The organism is Piscinibacter gummiphilus, assembly GCF_002116905.1.
In the GTDB taxonomy this organism is placed as follows: domain Bacteria; phylum Pseudomonadota; class Gammaproteobacteria; order Burkholderiales; family Burkholderiaceae_C; genus Rhizobacter; species Rhizobacter gummiphilus.
This window is the reverse complement of sequence record NZ_CP015118.1, coordinates 1,894,707-1,915,439: the sequence shown is the minus strand read 5'-3', so window position 1 is coordinate 1,915,439 and position 20,733 is coordinate 1,894,707. Positions and strand designations below refer to the sequence as shown.

The 20,733-nt window shown below is 70.7% G+C and carries 20 protein-coding genes; 10 read left to right on the top strand and 10 right to left on the bottom strand.

Annotation, left to right across the window (positions count from 1 at the left end; all coding sequences use genetic code 11):
* Positions 1–59: 59 nt before the first annotated feature.
* Genes A4W93_RS08700 through phnC form a run of 4 tightly spaced genes read right to left on the bottom strand, consistent with a single transcriptional unit; the run spans position 60 to position 3,260 of the window.
* Positions 60–602, bottom strand: a complete 543-nt coding sequence (locus A4W93_RS08700; protein ID WP_085750245.1) for an HD domain-containing protein — start codon at positions 600–602, stop codon at positions 60–62.
* Entirely contained in the window at positions 602–1,396 is a 795-nt protein-coding gene (gene phnE, locus A4W93_RS08695; protein ID WP_407081704.1) for a phosphonate ABC transporter, permease protein PhnE, read from the bottom strand. Before phnE ends, A4W93_RS08700 begins: the two co-directional genes overlap by 1 nt.
* Before the next feature lie 13 nt (positions 1,397–1,409).
* Positions 1,410–2,381 (bottom strand): phosphonate ABC transporter substrate-binding protein, encoded by a 972-nt coding sequence (gene phnD / locus A4W93_RS08690; RefSeq protein WP_085750244.1) that lies wholly within the window; start codon positions 2,379–2,381, stop codon positions 1,410–1,412.
* 39 nt (positions 2,382–2,420) lie between these two features.
* Positions 2,421–3,260, bottom strand: coding sequence for a phosphonate ABC transporter ATP-binding protein (gene phnC, locus A4W93_RS08685; protein ID WP_085750243.1), 840 nt, complete (start codon positions 3,258–3,260; stop codon positions 2,421–2,423).
* Between the two features lie 176 nt (positions 3,261–3,436).
* Between phnC and A4W93_RS29560 the strand changes: the two genes are divergently transcribed.
* Positions 3,437–3,595, top strand: a complete 159-nt coding sequence (locus tag A4W93_RS29560) for a hypothetical protein (RefSeq protein WP_157131617.1) — start codon at positions 3,437–3,439, stop codon at positions 3,593–3,595.
* Positions 3,596–3,604: 9 nt separating this feature from the next.
* On the opposite strand, the gene A4W93_RS08680 is transcribed toward A4W93_RS29560, so the two are convergent.
* Together A4W93_RS08680 and A4W93_RS08675 are read right to left on the bottom strand one after the other, a co-directional pair.
* On the bottom strand, positions 3,605–5,158 hold the full coding sequence (locus A4W93_RS08680; protein WP_085750242.1) for a methyl-accepting chemotaxis protein: 1,554 nt from the start codon (positions 5,156–5,158) through the stop codon (positions 3,605–3,607).
* Positions 5,159–5,265: 107 nt separating this feature from the next.
* Positions 5,266–6,816 (bottom strand): methyl-accepting chemotaxis protein, encoded by a 1,551-nt coding sequence (locus A4W93_RS08675; protein ID WP_085750241.1) that lies wholly within the window; start codon positions 6,814–6,816, stop codon positions 5,266–5,268.
* 316 nt (positions 6,817–7,132) lie between these two features.
* Between A4W93_RS08675 and A4W93_RS08670 the strand changes: the two genes are divergently transcribed.
* From A4W93_RS08670 to A4W93_RS08645, 6 genes are all read left to right on the top strand, one after another.
* Positions 7,133–8,263 carry an ABC transporter substrate-binding protein gene (locus A4W93_RS08670; RefSeq protein ID WP_085750240.1) on the top strand — a complete coding sequence of 377 codons (1,131 nt, stop codon included), beginning with the start codon at positions 7,133–7,135 and terminating at the stop codon, positions 8,261–8,263.
* A 44-nt stretch (positions 8,264–8,307) separates the two neighbouring features.
* Complete coding sequence (gene miaA, locus A4W93_RS08665; protein WP_237357727.1) at positions 8,308–9,270, top strand: tRNA (adenosine(37)-N6)-dimethylallyltransferase MiaA; 963 nt, start codon at positions 8,308–8,310, stop codon at positions 9,268–9,270.
* A complete protein-coding gene (locus A4W93_RS08660) occupies positions 9,267–9,926 on the top strand; it encodes an ABC transporter ATP-binding protein (RefSeq protein WP_085750239.1) in 660 nt (219 codons plus the stop codon). The genes miaA and A4W93_RS08660 overlap by 4 nt, the downstream gene beginning before the upstream one ends.
* Entirely contained in the window at positions 9,923–12,424 is a 2,502-nt protein-coding gene (locus A4W93_RS08655; RefSeq protein WP_085750238.1) for an FtsX-like permease family protein, read from the top strand. Before A4W93_RS08660 ends, A4W93_RS08655 begins: the two co-directional genes overlap by 4 nt.
* A gap of 94 nt (positions 12,425–12,518) precedes the next feature.
* Positions 12,519–13,493 carry a LysR family transcriptional regulator gene (locus A4W93_RS08650; RefSeq protein ID WP_085750237.1) on the top strand — a complete coding sequence of 325 codons (975 nt, stop codon included), beginning with the start codon at positions 12,519–12,521 and terminating at the stop codon, positions 13,491–13,493.
* A gap of 34 nt (positions 13,494–13,527) precedes the next feature.
* Positions 13,528–14,118 (top strand): HD domain-containing protein, encoded by a 591-nt coding sequence (locus A4W93_RS08645; protein WP_085750236.1) that lies wholly within the window; start codon positions 13,528–13,530, stop codon positions 14,116–14,118.
* On the opposite strand, the gene A4W93_RS08640 is transcribed toward A4W93_RS08645, so the two are convergent.
* A complete protein-coding gene (locus tag A4W93_RS08640; RefSeq protein WP_085750235.1) occupies positions 14,108–14,719 on the bottom strand; it encodes a glutathione binding-like protein in 612 nt (203 codons plus the stop codon). The two genes, A4W93_RS08645 and A4W93_RS08640, sit on opposite strands and share 11 nt — an antisense overlap.
* Positions 14,720–14,799: 80 nt before the next feature.
* Between A4W93_RS08640 and A4W93_RS08635 the strand changes: the two genes are divergently transcribed.
* The gene (locus A4W93_RS08635) at positions 14,800–15,684 is read left to right on the top strand and encodes a LysR family transcriptional regulator (RefSeq protein WP_085750234.1); all 885 of its coding nucleotides are present in this window, start codon (positions 14,800–14,802) and stop codon (positions 15,682–15,684) included.
* 1 nt (position 15,685) lies between these two features.
* Here A4W93_RS08635 and A4W93_RS08630 read toward each other — a convergent pair whose 3' ends face one another.
* Genes A4W93_RS08630 through A4W93_RS08620 form a run of 3 tightly spaced genes read right to left on the bottom strand, consistent with a single transcriptional unit; the run spans position 15,686 to position 18,400 of the window.
* Positions 15,686–16,546, bottom strand: coding sequence for an ABC transporter permease (locus A4W93_RS08630; protein ID WP_085750233.1), 861 nt, complete (start codon positions 16,544–16,546; stop codon positions 15,686–15,688).
* A 29-nt stretch (positions 16,547–16,575) separates the two neighbouring features.
* Positions 16,576–17,370 carry an ABC transporter ATP-binding protein gene (locus A4W93_RS08625; protein WP_099960042.1) on the bottom strand — a complete coding sequence of 265 codons (795 nt, stop codon included), beginning with the start codon at positions 17,368–17,370 and terminating at the stop codon, positions 16,576–16,578.
* 16 nt (positions 17,371–17,386) lie between these two features.
* Positions 17,387–18,400, bottom strand: coding sequence for an ABC transporter substrate-binding protein (locus A4W93_RS08620; RefSeq protein ID WP_085750231.1), 1,014 nt, complete (start codon positions 18,398–18,400; stop codon positions 17,387–17,389).
* 145 nt (positions 18,401–18,545) lie between these two features.
* On the opposite strand from A4W93_RS08620, the gene A4W93_RS08615 reads away from it, so the two are divergent.
* Together A4W93_RS08615 and A4W93_RS08610 are read left to right on the top strand one after the other, a co-directional pair.
* A complete protein-coding gene (locus A4W93_RS08615) occupies positions 18,546–19,220 on the top strand; it encodes a response regulator transcription factor (RefSeq protein WP_085750230.1) in 675 nt (224 codons plus the stop codon).
* Between the two features lie 8 nt (positions 19,221–19,228).
* Entirely contained in the window at positions 19,229–20,692 is a 1,464-nt protein-coding gene (locus A4W93_RS08610) for a sensor histidine kinase (protein WP_085750229.1), read from the top strand.
* Positions 20,693–20,733 lie beyond the last annotated feature (41 nt).

The window sequence follows — 20,733 nt, the reverse complement described above, 5'->3', positions numbered from 1 at the left end:
GCCCGCCGCATCGGCTTGTAGGCGAACGCCTCACACACCCGGCATTCCGCCGGGCAAGCTCAGCGCGCGGCCCGGACCTCGTCGAGCAGCGCGAGGTAGTAGCCGAGCGACGGCACCGCCTTGCCCGGCTCCTTGGCCGCATCGTCCCAGCGCCGCAGCTGCAGTGCATCGCCCGCGTACGGCTGCCGCTGGAACACCGCGGCCTCGGCCCCGGACATCGGACCGCCCTGCAGCGCGAGCGAATGCACCGAGGCGGGCGACAGCGCGGCGGCGTAGACCGCGTCGAAGGTCACGAGGCAGCGCTTGGCCTCCACGTGCAGCCGCACCGGTTCCACCACGGAGGGCGGGAACCAGGCCGACAGGAACGGCACGGCACGGTGCTCATGCCGGTCGTCGACGTCGTCGGGCAGCTGCTCGAAGAAGTGGCCGATGTCGTGCAGCAGCGCGGCCGCGACCAGCGTGGACGGCGCGTGCGCCCACTCCGCGAGCTGGGCGCACTGCAGCGCATGCTGCAGCGCCGTGACCGGCTCGCTGCGCGCGCCGTCGTACACCACGTCGCCGTGCTGCGCGAACAGCTGCTCGATGCGTTCGACCGCGTCCATCACACGAGCCGCTTGCGCAGCTGGGCCGAGGCCATGTCGATCAGCGAGACGGTGACCATCAGCATGAGCAGCACCGCGGCAGTCTCGGCGTACTGGAAGCCTCGGATCACCTCCCACAGCACCATGCCGATGCCGCCCGCACCCACCATGCCGACGACCGAGGCCGAACGCACGTTGGATTCGAAGCGGTACAGCGCGAACGAGATCCACAGCGGCATCACCTGCGGCAGCACGCCGTAGAGGATCTCCTCGAGCGGGTGCGCGCCCGTGGCGCGGATGCCCTCCACCGGCTGCGGGTCGATGGCCTCGACGGCCTCCGAGCACAGCTTCGCGAGCGTGCCGGTGGTGTGCACCCACAGCGCCAGCACGCCGGCGAACGGGCCCAGGCCCACCGCGACGACGAACAGCAGCGCGAACACCATCTCGTTGATGGAACGGAACGCGTCGAGCACGCGGCGCGCCGGCTGGTGGATCCACCACGGCGTGATGTTGCCGGCCGCGAGCAGCGCGAGCGGCACCGAACACACGATGGCGAGCGCCGTGCCCCACACCGCGATCTGCAGCGTGACGACCAGTTCGGAGAGGTAGTTGCGCCAGTCGGTGAAGTTCGGCGGCAGGAAGCCGCGCACGTACTCCGCCATGTTGCCGGCGTCGTTGAACAGGTCGAGCGGGCGCATGTCGGCGCCCTTCCACGAGCCGGCGAGCACGGCCAGCAGCACGGCCCACATCAGCAGGCGCGACCAGGAAGTGCGCGGCGGCGTGGCCGCCGCGCCGAGGGCCAGGGACGGGGTCACGCCGAGGCTTCCGTCAGTTCACCTTGGCCAGCTCGGCCAGGCGGGCGTCGATGTCCTTCAGCTTCGTCGACTTGTCGTCGGCGGCCATCGCGGTGTCGGCGTCGACCTTGCTGCGCTCGCGGGCGAGTTCCAGCTGGCGGATGGGCACGAGCTGCTTGTTGTCGGACGTCACGAAGCCACCGAGCGTCAGCTTCGCGAGGTTCTCCTTCTCGCGGGCGTCGCGGCCGTAGGTCTCGAAGAACTCGCGGATCTTCTTCTTGCTGTCCGCGTCGAGGTCCTTGCGCCACACGAGCGGGTCGCTCGCGATCAGCGGCGAACGCCACACTTCACGCAGCTCGGCCGCCTTCTCGGGCATCTTGATCTTCATGCGGTCGACACCGTCGCTCGCCACCGTGGCCACGTCGATCTGCTTGCCGGCCACCGCGAGGATGTTCGTCTCGTGGTTGCTGCGCACCGAGCGCTTGAAGTCGCGGCTCGGGTCGACCTTGTTCGCGCCGAAGGCGTAGAAGCCCGGCACCAGCGAGCCGCTCGTCGAGTTGACGTCGCCGAAGCCGAGCGTCAGGTCCTTGCGGTTGCGGATCACGTCGTCGAGCGTCTTCAGCGGGCTGTCCTTGTGGACGATCATCAGGCTCCAGTAGCCCTGCGTGCCATCGACGTTCACCACGCGCGAGAACACCTCGCCGCTCGCCCGGTCCACGGCTTCCATCGCGGACTTGTTGCCCATCCACGCGAGCTGCACCTTGTTGAAGCGCATGGCTTCGATGACCCCGGCGTAGTCGGGTGCGAAGAACGTGTTGACCTTCAGGCCCGTGGCCTTCTGCATGTCGTCGATGACGGGCTGCCAGGCGGCCTTCAGGTTGTTCGACGATTCGGTCGAGATGAAGCCGAAGTTGATTTCGCGCGTCTGCGCGGCCACCGGCAGCGCGAGTCCGAGCATCGTGGCGGTGACACCGATCAGGGCGGTGATGTGGGAACGGCGGTTCATGGAAAGCTCCTGGGAGAGAAAGGGGTGGGGAGGCGGCGGTCAGGCCGCCTGCATCAGCGGCGCCGCGTCGAGCTCGGGCAGCCGCGGGGCCGGACGCGCATGCGCCGGCTCGGGGAAGAGTTCGTCGATCTGGCCGCCGTACAGCGACTGCAGGCGCTCCATCGACAGCTGGTTCGTGGGACCGTCGAACACCACCTCGCCGCCGCGCAGCGCGACGGTGCGCGGGCAGTAGGCGAAGGCGTAGTCGACCTGGTGCAGCGACACCACCACGGTGGCGCCCACGTCGCGGTTCACGGCCGCGAGCAGCTCCATCACGCGGCGGCTCGACGACGGGTCGAGCGACGCGATGGGTTCGTCGGCCAGCACGACCTTGGCGCCCTGCACCAGCGCCCGCGAGATCGCGGCCCGCTGCTGCTGGCCGCCCGACAGCGTGGAGGCCCGCTGCCACGCACACGCCTCGATGCCCACGCGGCACAGCGCCTCGTGCGCACGCTCGCGTTCCGCAGCGGGGAAACTGCGCAGCAGCGTGCGCCACAGCGGCAGGCGGTGCAGCGCACCGGCCATCACGTTCGTCATCACCGGCAGGCGTTCGACGAGGTTGAACTGCTGGAAGATCGTGGCGATCTCGGCGCGCAGCGAACGCACCTGCGGCGACAGCTTGCCGTTCGCCTGCAGCTCACGTCCGAGCACCTTGACGGAACCCCGATGCGCGACGTGCAGCCCGCTCAGGTGGCGCAGCAGCGTGCTCTTGCCGGAGCCCGACGCGCCCAGCAGCGCGACCATCTCGCCCCGCCGCACCTGCAGGTCGATGCCGCGCAATGCGGTCTTCTCGCCGAACTGCTTGTGCAGCGACGTGACTTCGATCGCCAGATCGTTCATGGGGAACCCCGGTGCTCAGTGGACAACGGGGCGAATCATCTAGATGACTCGTGACTGCGGCGTGAAATCCGCATGACAGCGGGGTGACAGCGCCGGACCCCGCCCCGGAATCACGGGGGTTGCCAACTTCCACACGGTCGGCGAACATCAGGTGCAAAATACGTCACGGAGTTTCCATGGACGCCCACAACACCCCCGCCCCGCTGCCGTCTCCCGACGGCAACGCCACGCGCTGGGCCGCGCTGCTGGCCGAGATGTCCGAGCTTCACGCGAAGCTCGAGTACATGCGGCTGATGCTGCGGCTGCAGGCCGGCGACAGCGCCTCCGGCCGCTGAGTTTCCTTCTTACCGGCCGAGCCGGAACACCGACACCGCGCCCACGAGGCGGCTGGCCTGGTCCTTCAGGCTTTCGCCGGCCGCGGCGCTCTGCTCCACCAGCGCGGCGTTCTGCTGCGTGACCTGGTCGAGCTGGCTCACCGCCTCGCTCACCTGGCCGATGCCCGCGGTCTGCTCGCGGGTCGCGGAACCGATCTCGGCAATCAGGTCGCTCACGCGCTTGACCTGCTCGACGATCTCGCCCATCGAGCGGCCGGCATCGCCCACCTGGCGGCTGCCCTGCTCGACACGCTCCACGCTGTCGCTGATCAGCGTCTTGATTTCCTTGGCGGCCTGCGCGCTGCGCTGGGCGAGCGAACGCACTTCACCGGCCACCACCGCGAAGCCGCGGCCCTGTTCGCCAGCCCGCGCGGCTTCCACCGCGGCGTTCAGCGCGAGGATGTTCGTCTGGAACGCGATGCTGTCGATCACCCCGATGATGTCGCCGATCTTCTTGCTCGACGTGGTGATGCCTTCCATCGTGTCGTTCACGAGGCCCACGATCGACCCGCCCTGGGCCGCGGCCGCCGAGGCGTTGGCGGCCAGTTCCTCGGCCTGGTGGGCCGAGTCGGCGTTGTTGCGCACGGTGGCGCTCATCTGTTCCATCGACGAGGCGGTCTGCTGCAGGCTCGAAGCGGACTGCTCCACGCGCCCGCTGAGGTCGATGGTGCCCTGGGCGATGTCGCTCGTGGCGCTCTGGAAGTTCAGCACCTGCGACGACACGTCGTCGATGATCCAGCGGAACATCAGGCCCAGCTGGTTGATGGAACGCGAGGTCATGCCGATCTCGTCGACGCGGTCGAGGTGAAGCGGGCTGCCGGTGTCGCCGGCCGCCACGCGTTCCGCCTCGGCCATCACCTGTTCGAGCGGGCGCGTGACCTGGGCCTCGACCCAGCCGAGCGCCAGTGCCGACACCACCGCGAAGCCCGCCGCGAAGGCCGCGAGACCCGCGCCGCCGAGGCCGCACGCGGCGGCACCGGCGATGGCCACCGCCACGAGGGCGATCGCCGGCAGGCGCAGGCGCCAGCGCACGGACATCGTCTTGAGCATGCTGCGCCAGGCCATCGCACCCGTGTGCACCACGAGGCCCTTGTGGAACGCGGCGCCGGCGCCGCCTTCCTTCTTGAAGCCGGCGTACAGCGCCTCGGCCTGCTTGATCTCGTCTCGGCTGGCGCGCGTGCGCACCGACATGTAGGCCACGGTGCGGCCGTTGCGCTTGACGGGCGTGGCATTGGCCCGCACCCAGTAGTGGTCGCCGTTCTTGCGGCGGTTCTTCACGATGCCGGTCCACGACTGGCCCGCCTTCAGCGTCGCCCACATGTCGGCGAAGGCTTCGCGGGGCATGTCGGGATGGCGCACGACGTTGTGGGCCTCGCCCTTCAACTCGTCCTGCGTGAAACCGCTGGCGGCCTCGAAGGCGGCGTTGGCGTAGAGGATGCGGCTGTCCGTGTCGGTGGTCGACATCAGGGTCGCGTCGGCCGGAAATTCGTGTTCTCGCTGGGTGACGGGAAGATTCGTTCGCATGAGAGGGACTGCAATCCAGGACGTGAAAAAAGGCACGGGAACCGCCCTGGAGACGGCTCCGACGTGCCTGTTTTCGGCAATCTCACGGCCAACTTGAGGGTGAACCCTCAGCGCATGCGGAACACCGCCACCGCGTTCACCAACTGCGTGGCCTGGCGGCTCAGGTTCGCGCTGGCCGCGGCCGACTGCTGCACGAGCGCCGCGTTCTGCTGCGTGGTCTGGTCCAGATGCGAGACCGCGTCGGTGACCTGCCCGATGCCGCTCGACTGCTCGCGGGTGGCGGATCCGATCTCGGCGATCAGGTCGCTCACACGCTTGACCTGCTCGACGATCTCGCTCATCGAGCGCCCCGCGTCCTCCACCTGGCGGCTGCCCTGCTCGACCCGCTGGACGCTGTCGCCGATGAGGGACTTGATCTCCTTCGCGGCCTCGGCACTGCGCTGCGCCAGCGACCGCACCTCGCCCGCCACCACCGCGAAGCCGCGGCCCTGTTCGCCGGCCCGCGCCGCTTCCACCGCGGCGTTGAGCGCGAGGATGTTGGTCTGGAAGGCGATGCCGTCGATCGTGCCGATGATGTCGCCGATGCGCTTGCTCGACGCCGTGATGCCCGCCATCGTCTCGTTGACCTCGCCGACCACCGCGCCGCCCTGGGCCGCCGCGCCGCTCGCGCTCGCGGCCAGCTGCTCGGCCTGGCGCGACGCGTCGGCGTTGTTGCGCACGGTGGCGCTCATCTGCTCCATCGAGGCCGCCGTCTCCTGCAGGCTGGCCGCGGCCTGTTCGGTGCGCGCGCTGAGGTCGTTGTTGCCCTGGGCGATGTCGCTGCTCGACGACTGCACGTTGACCACCTGGGCCGCCACGTCATCGATGACCCAGCGGAACATGAGGCCCAGCTGGTTGATCGAGCGCAAAGTCAGGCCCACTTCGTCGACGCGGTCGAGCTGCACGGACTTGCTCATGTCGCCGGCGGCCACACGCTTCGCGTGATCCATCACGGTCTCGAGCGGACGCGTGACCTGCGCCTCGATGAACCAGAGCGCGAAGAACGTCAGCGCGAGGTACGCGCCCACGAACTCGGCGAGTGACACCATCGACAGTCCGCTCATGGCCGCTGCGGCGATGCTCAGCACGGTCATCGCGAACACGGGAAGGCGGATGCGCCAGCGCACGGGCATCGTCTTGAGCCAGGTCCGCCACGCCATCGCGCCGCGCTTGAGCACGACCCCCTTGTGGAAACGCAGGCCGTTCGCACGGCCTTCGCGCATCGCGGCATACAGGTGTTCGGCACCGGCCACTTCCTCGCGCGAGGGTTTCGTGCGCACGGACATGAACGCGACGGGCTGCCCATGGCGCATGACGGGCGTCGCGTTCGCGCGCACCCAGTAGTGGTCGCCGTTCTTGCGGCGGTTCTTCACGAGCCCGGTCCACGACTCACCGGCCTTCAGCGTGGCCCACATGTCCCCGAACGCCGCGGGCGGCATGTCGGGGTGGCGCACCAGGTTGTGGGGCTGGCCCACGATGTCCTCGGCCGCGAAGCCGCTGACGTTGATGAAGGCCTCGTTCGCGTACGTGATGCGGCTCTGCGGGTCCGTGACGGACATCAGCGTCGCATCGGCCGGGAAGTCGTGTTCGCGCTGGGTGACGGGAAGGTTGTTTCGCATGGGGCTGACTTGGTCGTGGTGGAACGTCGACGTCGAACAGCTCCGCCGGCAAGGCATCTTCGACGGGACCGCCGCGGTCTGAAGGGCGGAACAGCGCGGGTGTTTCTGCGCTTGTTTCGCCGTGACCGTCAAACACCTACACCACGGGCCAAACGTTGCGCCAGACAGGACACGGCCGTGACCAAAGCTTCCAGTGGTGTCGAGCGGTAACGCCAGCTCAAGGCGCTGCCACCCAGTCCGAAGTCCAACGAGTCGACAGACATCCGTCCAGGGGGCCGGCGACGCCGGCAGGACGTCAAAACAGGGAGCATCGAAAATGAACCGCAGGAACCTCGTGCTGGGCGCTCCGGCACTGTGTGTGGGCAGCTGGCTGGCCGGCGTCCACGGGACCGCCACCGCCCAGTCGGGTGTCGTGAAGTTCGGCCAGTCGGCCGCGCTGACCGGCGACCTCTCCGAACACGGCAAGGCCGTGCGGGCCGGCATCCTCGCGGCCTTCGATGCCGCCAACAAGGCGGATCGCAACCAGCGCTTCGAACTCGTGTCGCTCGACGACGCCGGTGCCGCCGACCGTTGCGCGAAGAACGTGAAGGCGCTCACCGACGCCGGCGTGACCGCACTGCTGGGCCTCACGAGCGGCGCGGGCGCCGAGGCCGTGCTGCCCGGCCTCGAATCGCAGCAGGTCGCGCTGCTGGGTTCGGCCACCGGCCACATGGGCATCCGCGCCGACAACCTCGCGTCGGCGTACCACACCCGCGCGGGCTACGACCTCGAGTTCAAGCGCATGGTGTCGTACGTGAAGGACCGCAGCCTCTCGCGCTTGGGGCTCGTCTACCTCGAAGGCACGTCGAAGCCGAACCTCGCCGCGATGACAGTGTCGCTCGCCACCGTGGGCATCACGCCCGTCGTCGCCATCGCCCTCGACCGCAACAACCCGTCGTACGACGCGGTGGCCGCGCAGCTCGCCGACCAGCGCCTCGACGCCGTGATGTTCATGGCCGCAGCAACACCCACCGCCTCGATCATCGACCACCTGCTCGCGTCCCGCTACAAGGGCATGAACTTCGCGTCGTCGATGGCCGGGCAGGACCTCGTCGAGGCGCTCGCCGCCAAGGGCCAGAGCGCGGTGATGAGCGTCGTGGTGCCGCGCCCGAATGCGATGGGCCTTCCCGTCGTGAGCCGCTGCCAGCAGGACCTGGCCGCGATGGGCAGCGACCAGCGCATGGGCGTGTCGGTGCTCGAGGGCTACATCGCCGGCCGCACCGCGGTCGAGGCCGCACGCGGCGCCGTCAAGGGCGGCGCCGTGAACCGCACGCGCCTGAAGGAGTCGCTCGCGTCGCTGCGCACCGACCTCGGCGGCTACAAGGTGCAGTTCGCCCCGGGCAACCCGCATGGCTCGAAGTACGTGGAGCTCGTGACCATCGACCGGTACGGCAAGATGGTCGGCTGATCCCCTGCTAACCTCGGTGCTGTCGTCCCACAGCACCGAGTGCCTTGACCTCTCCCTCCGCCGCTTCCATCGCCTCGCGCTGCCTGTGCCTCGCGGGGCCCACCGCGTCCGGCAAGACCGCGGCCGCGCTCGCCATCGCCGCGGCGCTCGCGCCGCGGCGTCCCGTCGAGATCGTCAGCGTCGACTCGGCGCTCGTGTACCGCGGCATGGACATCGGCACCGCCAAGCCCACGGCCGCCGAACGGGCGCAGGCGCCCCACCACCTGATCGACATCATCGAGCCCACCGGCGCGTACTCGGCGGCACGCTTCGTCGCGGACACGCACCGGCTCGTCGACGAGATCACCGCCCGCGGCGCGCTGCCGCTGCTCGTGGGCGGCACCATGCTGTACTTCAAGGCGCTGTTCGACGGGCTCGACGAGATGCCGGCCTCCGACCCGGCCGTGCGGGCCGCGCTCGACGCCGACGCCGCGGAACGCGGCTGGCCCGCGCTGCACGCCGAACTCGCCACCGTGGACCCCGTCACCGCGCAGCGGCTGCCGCCCACCGACGCGCAGCGCATCCAGCGCGCGCTGGAGGTGTACCGCGTCAGCGGCCGGCCGCTGTCGTCGTTTCATCGCGAACGCGAGGCGGTGGACACGCCCCCGCTGATCTCGCTCGAACCCGTCGACCGCGCGTGGCTGCACCGCCGCATCGGTGAGCGGTTCGCGCTGATGCTGCACGACGGCCTCGTCGACGAGGTGGCCGGCCTGCGGGACCGCGGCGACCTCACGCTGGCAATGCCGTCGATGCGCTGCGTGGGCTACCGCCAGACCTGGGAGGCGCTGGACCGCGGCGACCTGTCGGACCTCCAGGAACTCGGCGCCGCCGCCACGCGGCAGCTGGCCAAGCGCCAGGTCACGTGGCTGCGCAGCATGCCGCAGCGCCAGGTGATCGACTGCGACGGGCCCGACGCCACCGGCCGGGCGGTCGCGCTCGCGGTGCGCCTCGCGGAGACCCTCGCTTGACCACGCCCCTCGCGCAGGTGCGCGGCCTCGCGAAGGCGTGGCCGGGGCAGCCGCTGTTCTCGGCGGTGGACCTCGACGTCGCCCCGGGCGAGTTCGTCGCGATCGTCGGCGAGTCGGGTGTCGGCAAGTCCACGTTCCTCAACTGCCTCGCCGGGCTCGACACGGTCGATGCCGGTTCGGTGTCCATCGCCGGCCGCGAGGTCACCACGCTCGACGAGACGCAGCAGGCGCTCTTCCGGCGCGAACACCTCGGCTTCGTCTTCCAGGCCTTCCATGTGCTGCCGCACCTGAGCGTCGCGCACAACGTCGCGCTGCCGCTGCTGCTGCAGCACCGCGCCGACGACACGCGCGTGGCCGAGGTGCTCGACGCGGTGGGCCTCGGCGGGCTCGGGGCGCGGCTGCCGCAGACGCTGTCGGGCGGGCAGTTGCAGCGCGTGGCCATCGCCCGGGCGCTCGTGCACCGGCCCGCGCTGATCCTCGCCGACGAACCCACCGGCAACCTGGACCCCGCCACCGCGGCGAAGGTGATGGACGTGCTGGTGGCGCAGGTGCATGGCGAACGCGCCGCGTGCGTGCTCGTCACGCACTCGCGCACGGCCGCGGCACGGGCCGACCGGGTGCTGACGCTCACGGCCACGGGACTTCACGAAACATGATCGGGTTGCTCCGCCAGCTGTCGTGGCCGGAGCTGCGCCACCACCCCTGGCGCAACCTCGCCGCGCTGCTCGCGGTGATGCTGGGCGTCGCGCTCGCGTTTTCCGTGCACCTGATCAACGCGTCGGCTCTGAGCGAGTTCAGTGCGGCGGTGCGGTCGGTGAACGGTGAACCCGACTTCGAGCTGCGCGCGCAGCGGGGCGGCTTCGACGAGGCGCTGTACGCGCGGGTGGCGGCCCACCCGGACATCGCGGTGGCCAGCCCCGTGATCGAGATCGACACCTACGCCGTCGACCCCGCGGGCAAGCGTGTGCCGCTGCGCGTGCTGGGCCTCGATGCACTCGTGGCCGGGGCCGTGTCGCCCGCGCTGCTGCCCCACGCGTCGGACGACGGCAGCCGCTACGCCGCGCTGCTGCCCGACGCCGTGTTCCTGAACCCCGCGGCCCGCGAGGCGCTCGGCACGACCGGCGACCTGCGGCTGCAGACGCCATCGGGCAGCGCGGTGCTGTCCGTGCGCGGCACCGTGAGCGCGCCCGGCGCGGCCCTCGCCGTGATGGACATCGCCGGCGCCCAGGCCACGTTCGGCTGGCTCGGCCGGCTGAGCCGCATCGACGTGCGGCTGGCCGCGGGCGCCGACCGCCAGCGCGTCGTGGCGTCCCTCGCGCTGCCCGACGGCGTGCGCGCCGCGGCGCCGGACGAAGCCTCGCAGCGGGTCTCGAACGTGTCGCGGGCCTACCGCGTGAACCTCACGGTGCTCGCGCTCGTCGCGCTGTTCACCGGCGCGTTCCTGGTGTTCTCGATCCTGTCGCTGTCCGTGGCCAAGCGCCAGGCGCAGTTCGCGCTGCTGGGCGTGCTGGGCCTCACGGGACGCGAGCGGCTGGGCCTCGTCGTCGCCGAATCGGCGCTGCTGGGCGCCGTGGGCAGCGGGCTCGGCCTGCTGCTGGGCACCGCGCTCGCCGCGACCGCACTCAAGCTGCTGGCCGGCGACCTCGGCGGCGGCTACTTCCCCGGCGTGACCCCGCGGCTGCAGTTCAGCGCCGGGGCCGCGGCCGTGTATGGCGGCCTGGGCGTGCTGGCGGCGATGGTGGGCGGCTGGGTGCCGGCCCGCGCGGCCCAGCGCCTCGCGCCGGCCCTCGCGCTGAAGGGCCTCGGCGGCGACAGCGGCCACGCGCGCCCGTGGCTGGGCCCCGTGCTCGTGGCCCTCGGCGCGGGCCTCGCGCTGCTGCCACCGGTCGCGGGTGTGCCGCTCGCGGCCTACGCGTCGGTGGCGTGCCTGCTGCTCGGCGGCATCGCGTGGGTGCCGGCCGGCCTCGCGTTGATGCTGTCGGCCGTGCGCCCGCCGCGGGAGGCCCTGCCACTGCTGGCCGTGGAGCGCGCGCGCCACCAGCGCAACGCGGCCACCGTCGCGGTGGCGGGTGTCGTCGCGAGCCTGAGCCTCGCGGTGGCGCTCACCGTGATGGTCGCGAGCTTCCGCGACGCGGTGACGCAGTGGCTCGACACGGTGTTGCCCGCCGACCTGTACGTGCGCGCGGCGTCCGCCGGCGGCCCGGGCGACCTCGTCGCGTTGCCCGCCCCCCTCGTGGATGCGGCGGCCTCGCTGCCCGGCATCGTGCGGGCCGAGTCGCAGCGCGTCTCCCCCGTGCTGATGGACGAACGCCGGCCGCCCATCGTGCTGATCGCCCGCCCGCTCACCGATCCCGCCCGCGAACTGCCGCTGACCGGCAACCTGCGCCCCCTGCCCGCCGGGGAGACCGGCGTGTACGTCAGCGAGGCGATGGTGGACCTGTACCGCGCCGCCCCCGGCTCCCGCATCGCGCTGCCGCTGCCCGACGGCTCGCGGACCACCGTGTTCGTGCGCGGCGTGTGGCGCGACTACGCGCGCCAGCACGGTGCGGTGATGATGCACGCGGCCGACTACCGCCGGCTCACCGGCGACACCCGCGTCAACGACCTCGCGATGTGGCTCGCTCCGGGCGCGGACCCGGCCACCGTGCAGCACGCGCTGCGCGCGGCCGCCGGCGGTGATGCCGCGCTGCTCGAGTTCGCCTCACCCGGCGAGATCCGCGCCACCTCGCTGCGCATCTTCGACCGCAGCTTCGCGGTGACGTACTGGCTGCAGGGCGTCGCCATCGCCATCGGCCTCTTCGGCATCGCCGCGAGCTGGTCGGCCCAGGTGCTCGCGCGCCGCAAGGAGTTCGGCCTGCTGAGCCACCTCGGGCTCACGCGGCGGCAGATCCTCTCGGTGGTCGCGATCGAAGGGGCCGTGTGGACCGCGGTGGGTGCGGCACTCGGCCTGCTGCTGGGCATCGCCGTGAGCGTGGTGCTCGTGAAGGTGGTGAACCCGCAGAGCTTCCACTGGACGATGGACCTGATGCTGCCATGGGGCCGCCTGCTCGCGCTGTGCGCCGCGGTGCTGTTCGCGGGCACCGTGACGGCCTGGCTGTCGGCGCGGAGCGCGGCGTCACGGCAGATGGCCCTCGCGGTCAAGGAGGACTGGTAGGCCACCGCCCGATCCGCAAGCCACGGCCGCGCAGTGCCTTGCTCCAGCCGCAGCCACGGATTGATAATCCGCCCATCGCCCCTCCCCGCACCCCATGGCCCTCAACGAACTTCGCGCCATCGCGACCTTCACCAAGGCCGTCGAACTCGGCAGCATCCGCCGCGCGGCCCTCGCCCAGGGGGTCACGCCGCAGGCCGCCAGCCAGGTCATCGCCCAGCTGGAGCAGCACCTCGGGGTGCGACTGCTCCACCGCACCACGCGCAGCCTGGCGCTGACCGAGGAAGGCCAGCAGTTCCTCGACAACACCCGCCCCGCGCTCGCGGCGCTCGACCGCGCACTCAAGGTCGCGCGCGAGGGCAAGGACGAGATCGCCGGGCCGCTGCGCATCGTGGGGCCCAAGTCGTCCTTCGCCGCCGTGCTGATGCCCGTGCTCGACGAGTTCTGCAACACCCACCCGGACATCCAGCCCGACGTGCGGCTCGACGACGGCATCGGCGACTGGGTGCAGGACCGGGTGGACGTGGGCTTCCGCATCGGGGTCTCGCCCCAGGAGGGCGTGATCGGCCGGCTGCTGTTCCCGATGCAGCTGATCGTGTGCGCCTCGCCGGCCTACCTGGCCCGGCACGGCCTGCCCGCCTCGCTGGACGACCTCGCCGCCCACCGGTGCAGCGTCTTCCGCCAGCGCAGCACGGGCAAGGTGACACCGTGGTTCCTCGACGTCGACGGCGACGTGGTCCAGCGGCACATGTCGCCCACCCTGTCCACCGACGACACGGAGCTGGAACTGGAAGCCGTGCTCTCGGGCCAGGTCCTCGGCCAGCTCGCCAACTTCCTGGCGGCGTCGCACCTCCGGGCCGGGCGCCTGGTCCCGATCCTGCTGCCGCACCTGAGCGCCCACATGGGGCTGCACGTCTACTACGGCAGCCGGGCGGCCCAGCCGCGCCGCGTGCGCGCGTTCCTCGACCTGGTCGTCGCACGGCTCACGGACGCGCCCGAGTTCGTGCTGTCCGACCGCGAGCTGTCGGCCGCATGGCAGGCGTGGCGGCGCGTGGCACGGCCCCGGCGGTGACGTGGAGTCACCGCGGGCAGCTACCATCGTCCGGATGAACGCCCTGCCCTCTCTGCCGGAAACGCTGCTCGACAACCTGAAGGCCCGCTACGCCGAGCCGCACCGCCGCTACCACACGCTGGCGCACGTCGAGGCGCTGCTGCGCCACCTCGGCACATGGCGGCACCTCGCGCGCCAGCCGGCGCACCTCGAGGCCGCCGCCTGGTACCACGACGTGGTGTACGACACGCACCGCAACGACAACGAGGTGTGTTCGGCCGACGTGGTGCGCTTCGAGCTGATGTCGATCGGCTGGCTCGGCGTCGACGTGGAACGTGTGGCGACGATGGTGGAAGCGACGCAGCACCACCGCGCCGACGACGGCGACACCGACACGCTGCTGTTCCTCGACCTGGACCTGTCCGTGCTGGCCGCAGCGCCGGCCGCGTACGACACGTACGCTGCCGCGATCCGCGCCGAGTTCGACTGGGTGCCCGAGGCCGAGTGGCGCACGGGCCGCGCGCGGGTGCTGCGTTCGTTCATCGACCGGCCCGCGATCTACCGCACGCCCGAGCTGCACACCGCGTGGGAAGCGGCCGCCCGGGGCAACCTCGCCCGCGAGCTGGCCACCCTCGTCACGCCTTGAGCAGCCCCTCGGCCCGCAGCGCCTCGCGCACGTGCGGCCGGGCGGCCACGCGGTCGAGGTAGCGCTGCAGGTTCGGGTACGGCGTCAGCGGCAGCCCGAGGAAGTTCGCCCAGTTGACGATGGTGAACGCATACGCGTCGGCCACGCTGTACTCGCCGGCGAGGAAGTCGCGCTGGCCCAGCACGCCGTCGAGTTCGGTGAACCGCTCGGCGAGCTTCTGCTTGACCGCCTGGCGGGTCGAGTCGGCGGTCTCCTTGTGCCACAGCCACGGGCTGAACACCTTGTGCAGTTCGGTGGCGACGAAGCCGAGCCACTCGGTGACCGCGAGGCGCCGCGCCGAGCCGGGTGCACCGATCAGCGCGTGCGTGGGGTCGAGGTCGGCCACGTACGGCAGCAGCGCGGTGCCTTCGGTGTGGCGCGAGCCGTCGTCCAGTTCAAGCAGTGGCACGTACCCGCGGGGCGAGACCGTGCGGTAGTCGATGCCGCCGGCCAGGGTGTGCGTGGCGAGGTCGACGGCGACGGCCTCGAACGGCGCGCCGACTTCGCGCAGGGCGATGTGGACCGCGAGGGAGCAGGCGCCGCTGGCGTGGTAGAGCTTCATGGAAGACGTCCTTCGGTGAGTGGGGAGGACCTCACTGTAGGATTGCGTCGATGCATTGAAAATGCGCAGGAGCGCAAACGATGACTGCACGAACGCAATACGATCTCACCGCAGCCGACCTCAACGTCGTGCTGGCCCTCGTGCGCGCCGGCACGCTCGCCGCGGCCGGCGAGCGGCTGCTGGTGGACGCCTCCACGGTGTTCCGCACGCTGCAGAAGGTGGAGCGCGGCCTCGGACGCACGCTGTTCGAACGAAGCCGCAGTGGCTACGCCGCCACCGACCTCGCCCGCACGCTCGCCGAACAGGCCGAGCAGATGGAAACCGCGCTGGAGGTGGCCCGCTCGGCCGTGCAGGCGGTGCCGGCCCAGGTGTCGGGCACGGTGCGCATCACCACCACCGACACCATCCTCCACGGGCTGGTCGCCCCGGCCCTGAAGGACCTCGTGGCCGAACACCCGCTGTTGAACCTGGAACTGCACACCGCCAACGAGGTGGTGAGCCTCACGCGGCGCGAGGCCGACATCGCGGTGCGGGCCACGATGCGCCCGCCGCAGCACCTCGTGGGCCGCCGGCTCGGGCCCATCCGCCTGCGCCTCTACGCCGCGAAGAAGGCGCCGCTCCGCCGGGCCGCATCGCGCGATCCGGCATCGGTGCCGTGGATCGCCACCGACGACATGCTGCCGGACCACCCGTCCGTGCTGTGGCGCCGCAAGCACTTCCCGAAGGTGGTGCCGGGGCTGCGGGTCAACAGCGTGCTGGCGGTGATGGAGCTGATCTCGCTGGGTCTCGGCATCGGCGTGCTGCCGGCGTTCCTCGCGGCCGATCGCCCGGACCTGGTGGCGCTCGACGCGCCGGCAGACGACCACCCCAACGACCTCTGGCTGCTGACGCACCGCGAGTCGCGGCACCTTCGCCGGGTGTCCGCCGTGTACGGACACCTCGCGGAGCGCCTGGTGCTCGGCTAGCTCAGAACGCTGCGGGCCGCCACTTCAGCAGCCGCTTCTCGAGCGAACTCAGCAGGAAGTCCGCCGCCAGCGCCACCACCGCCAGCACGATCATCGCCGCGAACACGCCGCTGGCATTGAACGCGCCCTGCGCGGTGGAGATCAGCAGGCCGATGCCTTCCTTCGCGCCGAGGAACTCGCCCACCACCGCGCCCACCAGCGCGAAGCCGAAGCTCACGTGCAGGCTCGCGAGGATCCATGACATCGCCGACGGGATCACCACGGCCATGGTGAGCTGGCGCGGCGAGGCGCCGAGGATCTGGGCGTTCGCGATCATGTACTTGTCGGCCTCGCGCACGCCCTGGAAGGCGTTGCCGAAGACCACGAAGAACACCATCACCACCGCCAGCGCCACCTTCGACGCCATGCCGAGGCCCAGCGCGATCACGAAGATCGAGCCCAGCACCACACGCGGGATCGAGTTGGCGATCTGGATGTAGAGGCTGAACACGTCCGAGAGCAGCTTGTTGCGGCCCAGCACGATGCCGCAGATCACACCCGCCACCGAGCCGATGAGGAAGCCGAGCACGGTTTCCTCGAGCGTCACCGCCACCTGCATCCACAGCGAGCCCTGGGACGTGCCGTCGCGCATCCACTCGACGAGCTGGTCGTAGATCATCGAGGGCATCGAGTAGAAGAACGGGTCGATCCACTTCAGCCGTGCGGCGAGTTCCCAGCCGCCGAGCGCAACCACCAGCACCGCGAGGCGCAGCCCGATGATCATGCGGCGGCGGTTGCGGATGGCGGCCTGGGCGATGCCGGATTCGCGCGCGAGGGCCTCGTCGCTCAGGGCGGTGGGCAGGGTCGTCGTGGTGGTGCTCATGGCGGCTCCAGTGGTGAGGGTGGCGGGGCTCATTGGATGACGACCTCTTCGCGCAGGTCGTCCCAGATGTGCCGGGACAGCTCGATGAACTGCTTGTCGTAGCGCACCTCGGCCATGACACGCGGGCGCGGCAGGTCGATCTCGTAGACACGCTTCAACGTCGCCGGCCGGGCCGACAGCACGAACACGCGGTCGGCCAGCGCGATGGCCTCCTCCAGGTCGTGGGTCACGAACACCACGCTGCCGCCGTTGTTCGACCACAGCTGCAGCAACTCGTCCTGCATCAGCGTGCGGGTCTGCATGTCGAGCGCCGAGAAGGGCTCGTCCATCAGCAGGATCTCGGGGTCGTTGATGAAGGTCTGGGCCAGCGCCACGCGCTTGCGCATGCCGCCCGACAGCTGGTGCGGGTAGTGCTTGCCGAACTTGGCGAGGCCCACGCGATGGATCCAGTCCTGCGCGAGTTCGAGCGCCTCCTTCTTCGGCTTGCCGCGGAACATCGGGCCTGCGGCCACGTTGTCCTCGACGCTGCGCCACGGGAACACGGCATCGGCCTGGAACACGAAGCCGATGCGCGGGTCGATGCCGTCCACGGGGCGGCCCATCACCCGCACGTCGCCCACGGTGGGCTTGAGCAGGCCGGTGATCATGTTGAGCGTGGTCGACTTGCCGCAGCCGGTCGGGCCGACGATCGCGACGAACTCGCCGCGCGCGACCGACATGCTGAAGTTGCGCAGCGCGACCGTGGCGTTGCCGTCCTGCGAGATGAAGCGCAGCGACACGTCGCGGAAGTCGATCGCGGGGACGCTGGCGGGTGGCGTGGTCATGAGCATGGTCCGGTCCTCACTTGGTGGCCGCCGCGAGGTACGCGTTGGTGTAGGTCTTCGACAGGTCGATGTTCTTGCTCTTCACGAGCGGCTTGTAGGTGGCCAGCACCTTCAGCACCGTCTTGGGACCACCTGCGGGCATCTTCGCGTCGGCTGTGAACATCGGCAGCGAGGCCTTCAGTGCCTGCACGTACAGTTCCTTGTCGTTGCCGTAGTAGTCGCGCGGCACCTTCTCGGCGATCTCCTCGGCGCTGTGCGTCTGGATGTACTTCATCGTGCGGGCGAAGGCCTGGGCCAGCTTGGCCGCCTCGACCTTGTGCGACTCGGCCCAGGTGTTCTGCACGTACAGGCTGGCCGCCGGGTAGAGCCCGCCGAGCGCCTTCACGGTGTCGGCCTCGGTGCGCAGGTCGACCAGCACCTGCGCATCGCCGGTCTTGAGCATCTGCGACACCGTGGGTTCGGTCGTCATGCCGGCCTGGATGCGGTCCTGCTTCATCGCGGCGATGAACGTGTTGCCGGCACCCACGGGCAGCAGCGAGTACTCCTTCGAGGCCACGCCCGCGCGGTCGGCCAGGTAGCGGGTGAGGAAATCGGTGGACGAGCCCAGTCCGGTCACGCCCAGCGTCTTGCCGCCCTTCGCGTCGGCCATGCTCTTGAAGCCGGCCGCGGCGGCCTTGGTGCTGACCAGCTCGACCTCGCCCGGAACCTTGCAGAACACGGCGATGGCCTGGATCTCCTTGCCCTTGCTCTGGAGGTCGATGGTGTGGTCGTAGAAGCCCACCACGCCCTGCACGGCGCCGGCGATCAGCTGGTTCTCGGCGTCGACGCCGGCCGGCTGCGACTGCAGCTCGACGTTCAGGCCCGCGTCCTTGAAGTATCCCAGCGCCTCGGTGAGCTTGGCCGGCAGGTAGATGATCTTGTTGATGCCCCCCACCATGATGACGATGGGTGCGTCGGCCGCGTGCGCGAACGGCGCGGCGAAGGAAGTGCAGAGGGCGGCGGCGATCAGGGTGCGGCGGATGGGGGACATGGTCGGCGGTCTTTCCACGGGTTGTTCGACGAAGCCAGTCTAGAAATCCGGACCCTTCGACCAGCTTTCGGCGGCGCGCCGGAATCCTCATGGTTATCCCTAGGGCACCCCACACCGCCGCAGCCTCCCTAGAATCAGGCGCCCCATGAAGCTGCTGCTGATCGAAGACAACCCGCAACTCGCACACTGGCTCTCGAGCCTGCTGCGCGAGCAGGACTTCGTGGTCGACCACGTCGCGGACGGCGAGGCCGCCGACCTGCAGCTGCTCCAGGGCGCCTACGACGTCGTGCTGCTCGACCTCAACATCCCGGGCCTGCCCGGCAAGGCCGTGCTGCGCCGGCTGCGCGAACGCGGGGACACCGTGCCGGTGATCATCCTCACGGCCACCGCCTCGCTCGACCAGAAGGTGCTGTGCCTCGAGATCGGCGCCGACGACTACCTCGTCAAGCCGTTCGAGGTCCGCGAGCTGGTGGCGCGCATCAAGGTGCTCGTGCGTCGGCAGATGCCGGGCAAGGCCAACGACATCCTCTGCGGCGACCTGCGCTACGACCTGCGCACCCGGCAGTTCACGCTCGCCGGCGAGGAGCTGGCGCTGCCGCCGCGCGAACGCACGCTGCTGGAGACCCTCGTGCTGAAGGCCGGCAACGCGGTGTCGAAGCAGGCGCTGATCGATGCGATCTTCGGGCTCGACGACGAACCGAGCGCCGACGCGGTCGACATCTACATCCACCGCCTGCGCAAGAAGCTCGAGCCCAGCCAGGCCACCATCATCACGCTGCGCGGCGTGGGCTACCTGCTGCGCACGCGCCAGGAAGACTGAGGGGCCCCATGAAACGCGCGAGCCTGCGGCTGCGCCTGGCCCTGTGGCTGCTGCTGCCGCTGTCGGTGTTCGTCGCCGTGTGCGGCTGGCTCAACTGGCGCAATGCCGCCGAGGTGGCCGACTACGTCCAGGACCACGACCTGCTGTCCTCGGCCAAGGTGCTGTCCGACCGGCTGATCTGGGAAGGCGACGACGTGCAGGCGAGCGTGCCCCCGTCGGCGCTGAGCCTCTTCGTGTCGCCCGAGCGCGACCGCGTGTTCCTGAGCGTGACGGGCGCCAACGGCGAGCTGCTCGCGGGGTCGCCCGACTTCCCGCTGCCCGCGGTGCGCAAGCCCGAAGGCATCGACCGCGCCCAGTGGTACGACGCGGAATTCACCGGCCTGCCGCTGCGCGCGGTGGTCACCACACGCTCGATGTACGAGGTGGGCGGCGCACGCGACATCACCATCGCCGTGGGCAAGACGCAGCGCAGCCGCGACCACATGCTGCGCACGCTCTGGTGGCCCTCGCTCGTGTACCTGCTGGTGGCGCTGCTGCTCGCCGTCGCGCTCGCCGTGGCGGCGCTCACGCTCGAGCTGCGGCCCATCGTGCGCCTGAGCCGGCAGCTCGCCCAGCGCGATCCGCTGCACCTCGACCCGGTCGTCGACGCCGAGGCGCTGCACACCGAGCTGCGCCCCGTCGCCGACACGATCAACCGCTTCGTCGCCCAGCTCCAGTCGCATTCGCAGGCGCAGCGGCGTTTCATCGCCGATGCCGCGCACCAGCTGCGAACGCCGCTCGCGATGCAGGCCTCGCAGATCGAGTACGCGCGCTACACGCGGCAGCACCGCGGCGAATGGGCCACGCGGCGCGCCGACATGGACGACATGTGGCGCGAGATGCAGACCAGCAACCGCCGGCTCGTCGCAGTCACCAACAAGCTGCTGCTGCTCGCCCAGGCCGAGGAACGCGGCGACGGGCGCACGCCGCTCGAACGCGTGGACCTCGCCGCCGCCGCGCTGCGGTGTGTCGAGCAGCTCGCGGCGCTGGCGGACCGCCGCGGCATCGACCTCGGGCTGGAGTCCGAGCCCGGTGCCGACGGCGCGTTCGTGACCGCGCAGCCCACGCTGCTGGAGGCGCTGGTGAGCAACCTGCTCGACAACGCGCTGCGCTACACCCCCGAAGGCGGCAGGGTGACCGTGGGCGTGCGGCGCACCGACGAGGCCGTGTGGCTGACGGTGATGGACAACGGCCCCGGCATTCCCGCCGAAGCCCGCGACAGGATCTTCGAACGCTTCTACCGCGTGTCGAACGACACCGAAGGCACCGGCCTCGGCCTCGCGATCGTGCGCGAGATCGCGCGGGGCTTCGATGCCGACGTGACACTCTCGGACAACCCGGACGAGGCGCACGGGCTGCTGGCCACCGTGCGGTTCGCGGCGGCGGCGCCGACGGACGCCCTGGCGGCGGGTGCCGCCCTAAGGTTGCCTTAAGCAACGCGCGTCAGGCTCCGGAGCGTCCCCCCTTTCACCCG

Excerpts from the sequence above, each read along its gene's own strand:
- A4W93_RS08630 (WP_085750233.1), bottom strand. The coding sequence starts at position 16,546 with ATGAGCACCACCACGACGACCCTGCCCACCGCCCTGAGCGACGAGGCC.
- phnC (WP_085750243.1), bottom strand. The coding sequence starts at position 3,260 with ATGAACGATCTGGCGATCGAAGTCACGTCGCTGCACAAGCAGTTCGGC.
- A4W93_RS08615 (WP_085750230.1), top strand. The coding sequence starts at position 18,546 with ATGAAGCTGCTGCTGATCGAAGACAACCCGCAACTCGCACACTGGCTC.
- A4W93_RS08655 (WP_085750238.1), top strand. The coding sequence starts at position 9,923 with ATGATCGGGTTGCTCCGCCAGCTGTCGTGGCCGGAGCTGCGCCACCAC.
- A4W93_RS08670 (WP_085750240.1), top strand. The coding sequence starts at position 7,133 with ATGAACCGCAGGAACCTCGTGCTGGGCGCTCCGGCACTGTGTGTGGGC.
- A4W93_RS08620 (WP_085750231.1), bottom strand. The coding sequence starts at position 18,400 with ATGTCCCCCATCCGCCGCACCCTGATCGCCGCCGCCCTCTGCACTTCC.
- A4W93_RS08610 (WP_085750229.1), top strand. The coding sequence starts at position 19,229 with ATGAAACGCGCGAGCCTGCGGCTGCGCCTGGCCCTGTGGCTGCTGCTG.
- A4W93_RS08640 (WP_085750235.1), bottom strand. The coding sequence starts at position 14,719 with ATGAAGCTCTACCACGCCAGCGGCGCCTGCTCCCTCGCGGTCCACATC.
- A4W93_RS08645 (WP_085750236.1), top strand. The coding sequence starts at position 13,528 with ATGAACGCCCTGCCCTCTCTGCCGGAAACGCTGCTCGACAACCTGAAG.
- A4W93_RS08635 (WP_085750234.1), top strand. The coding sequence starts at position 14,800 with ATGACTGCACGAACGCAATACGATCTCACCGCAGCCGACCTCAACGTC.
- A4W93_RS08650 (WP_085750237.1), top strand. The coding sequence starts at position 12,519 with ATGGCCCTCAACGAACTTCGCGCCATCGCGACCTTCACCAAGGCCGTC.
- A4W93_RS08700 (WP_085750245.1), bottom strand. The coding sequence starts at position 602 with ATGGACGCGGTCGAACGCATCGAGCAGCTGTTCGCGCAGCACGGCGAC.
- A4W93_RS08680 (WP_085750242.1), bottom strand. The coding sequence starts at position 5,158 with ATGCGAACGAATCTTCCCGTCACCCAGCGAGAACACGAATTTCCGGCC.
- A4W93_RS08675 (WP_085750241.1), bottom strand. The coding sequence starts at position 6,816 with ATGCGAAACAACCTTCCCGTCACCCAGCGCGAACACGACTTCCCGGCC.
- A4W93_RS29560 (WP_157131617.1), top strand. The coding sequence starts at position 3,437 with ATGGACGCCCACAACACCCCCGCCCCGCTGCCGTCTCCCGACGGCAAC.
- phnD (WP_085750244.1), bottom strand. The coding sequence starts at position 2,381 with ATGAACCGCCGTTCCCACATCACCGCCCTGATCGGTGTCACCGCCACG.
- A4W93_RS08625 (WP_099960042.1), bottom strand. The coding sequence starts at position 17,370 with ATGACCACGCCACCCGCCAGCGTCCCCGCGATCGACTTCCGCGACGTG.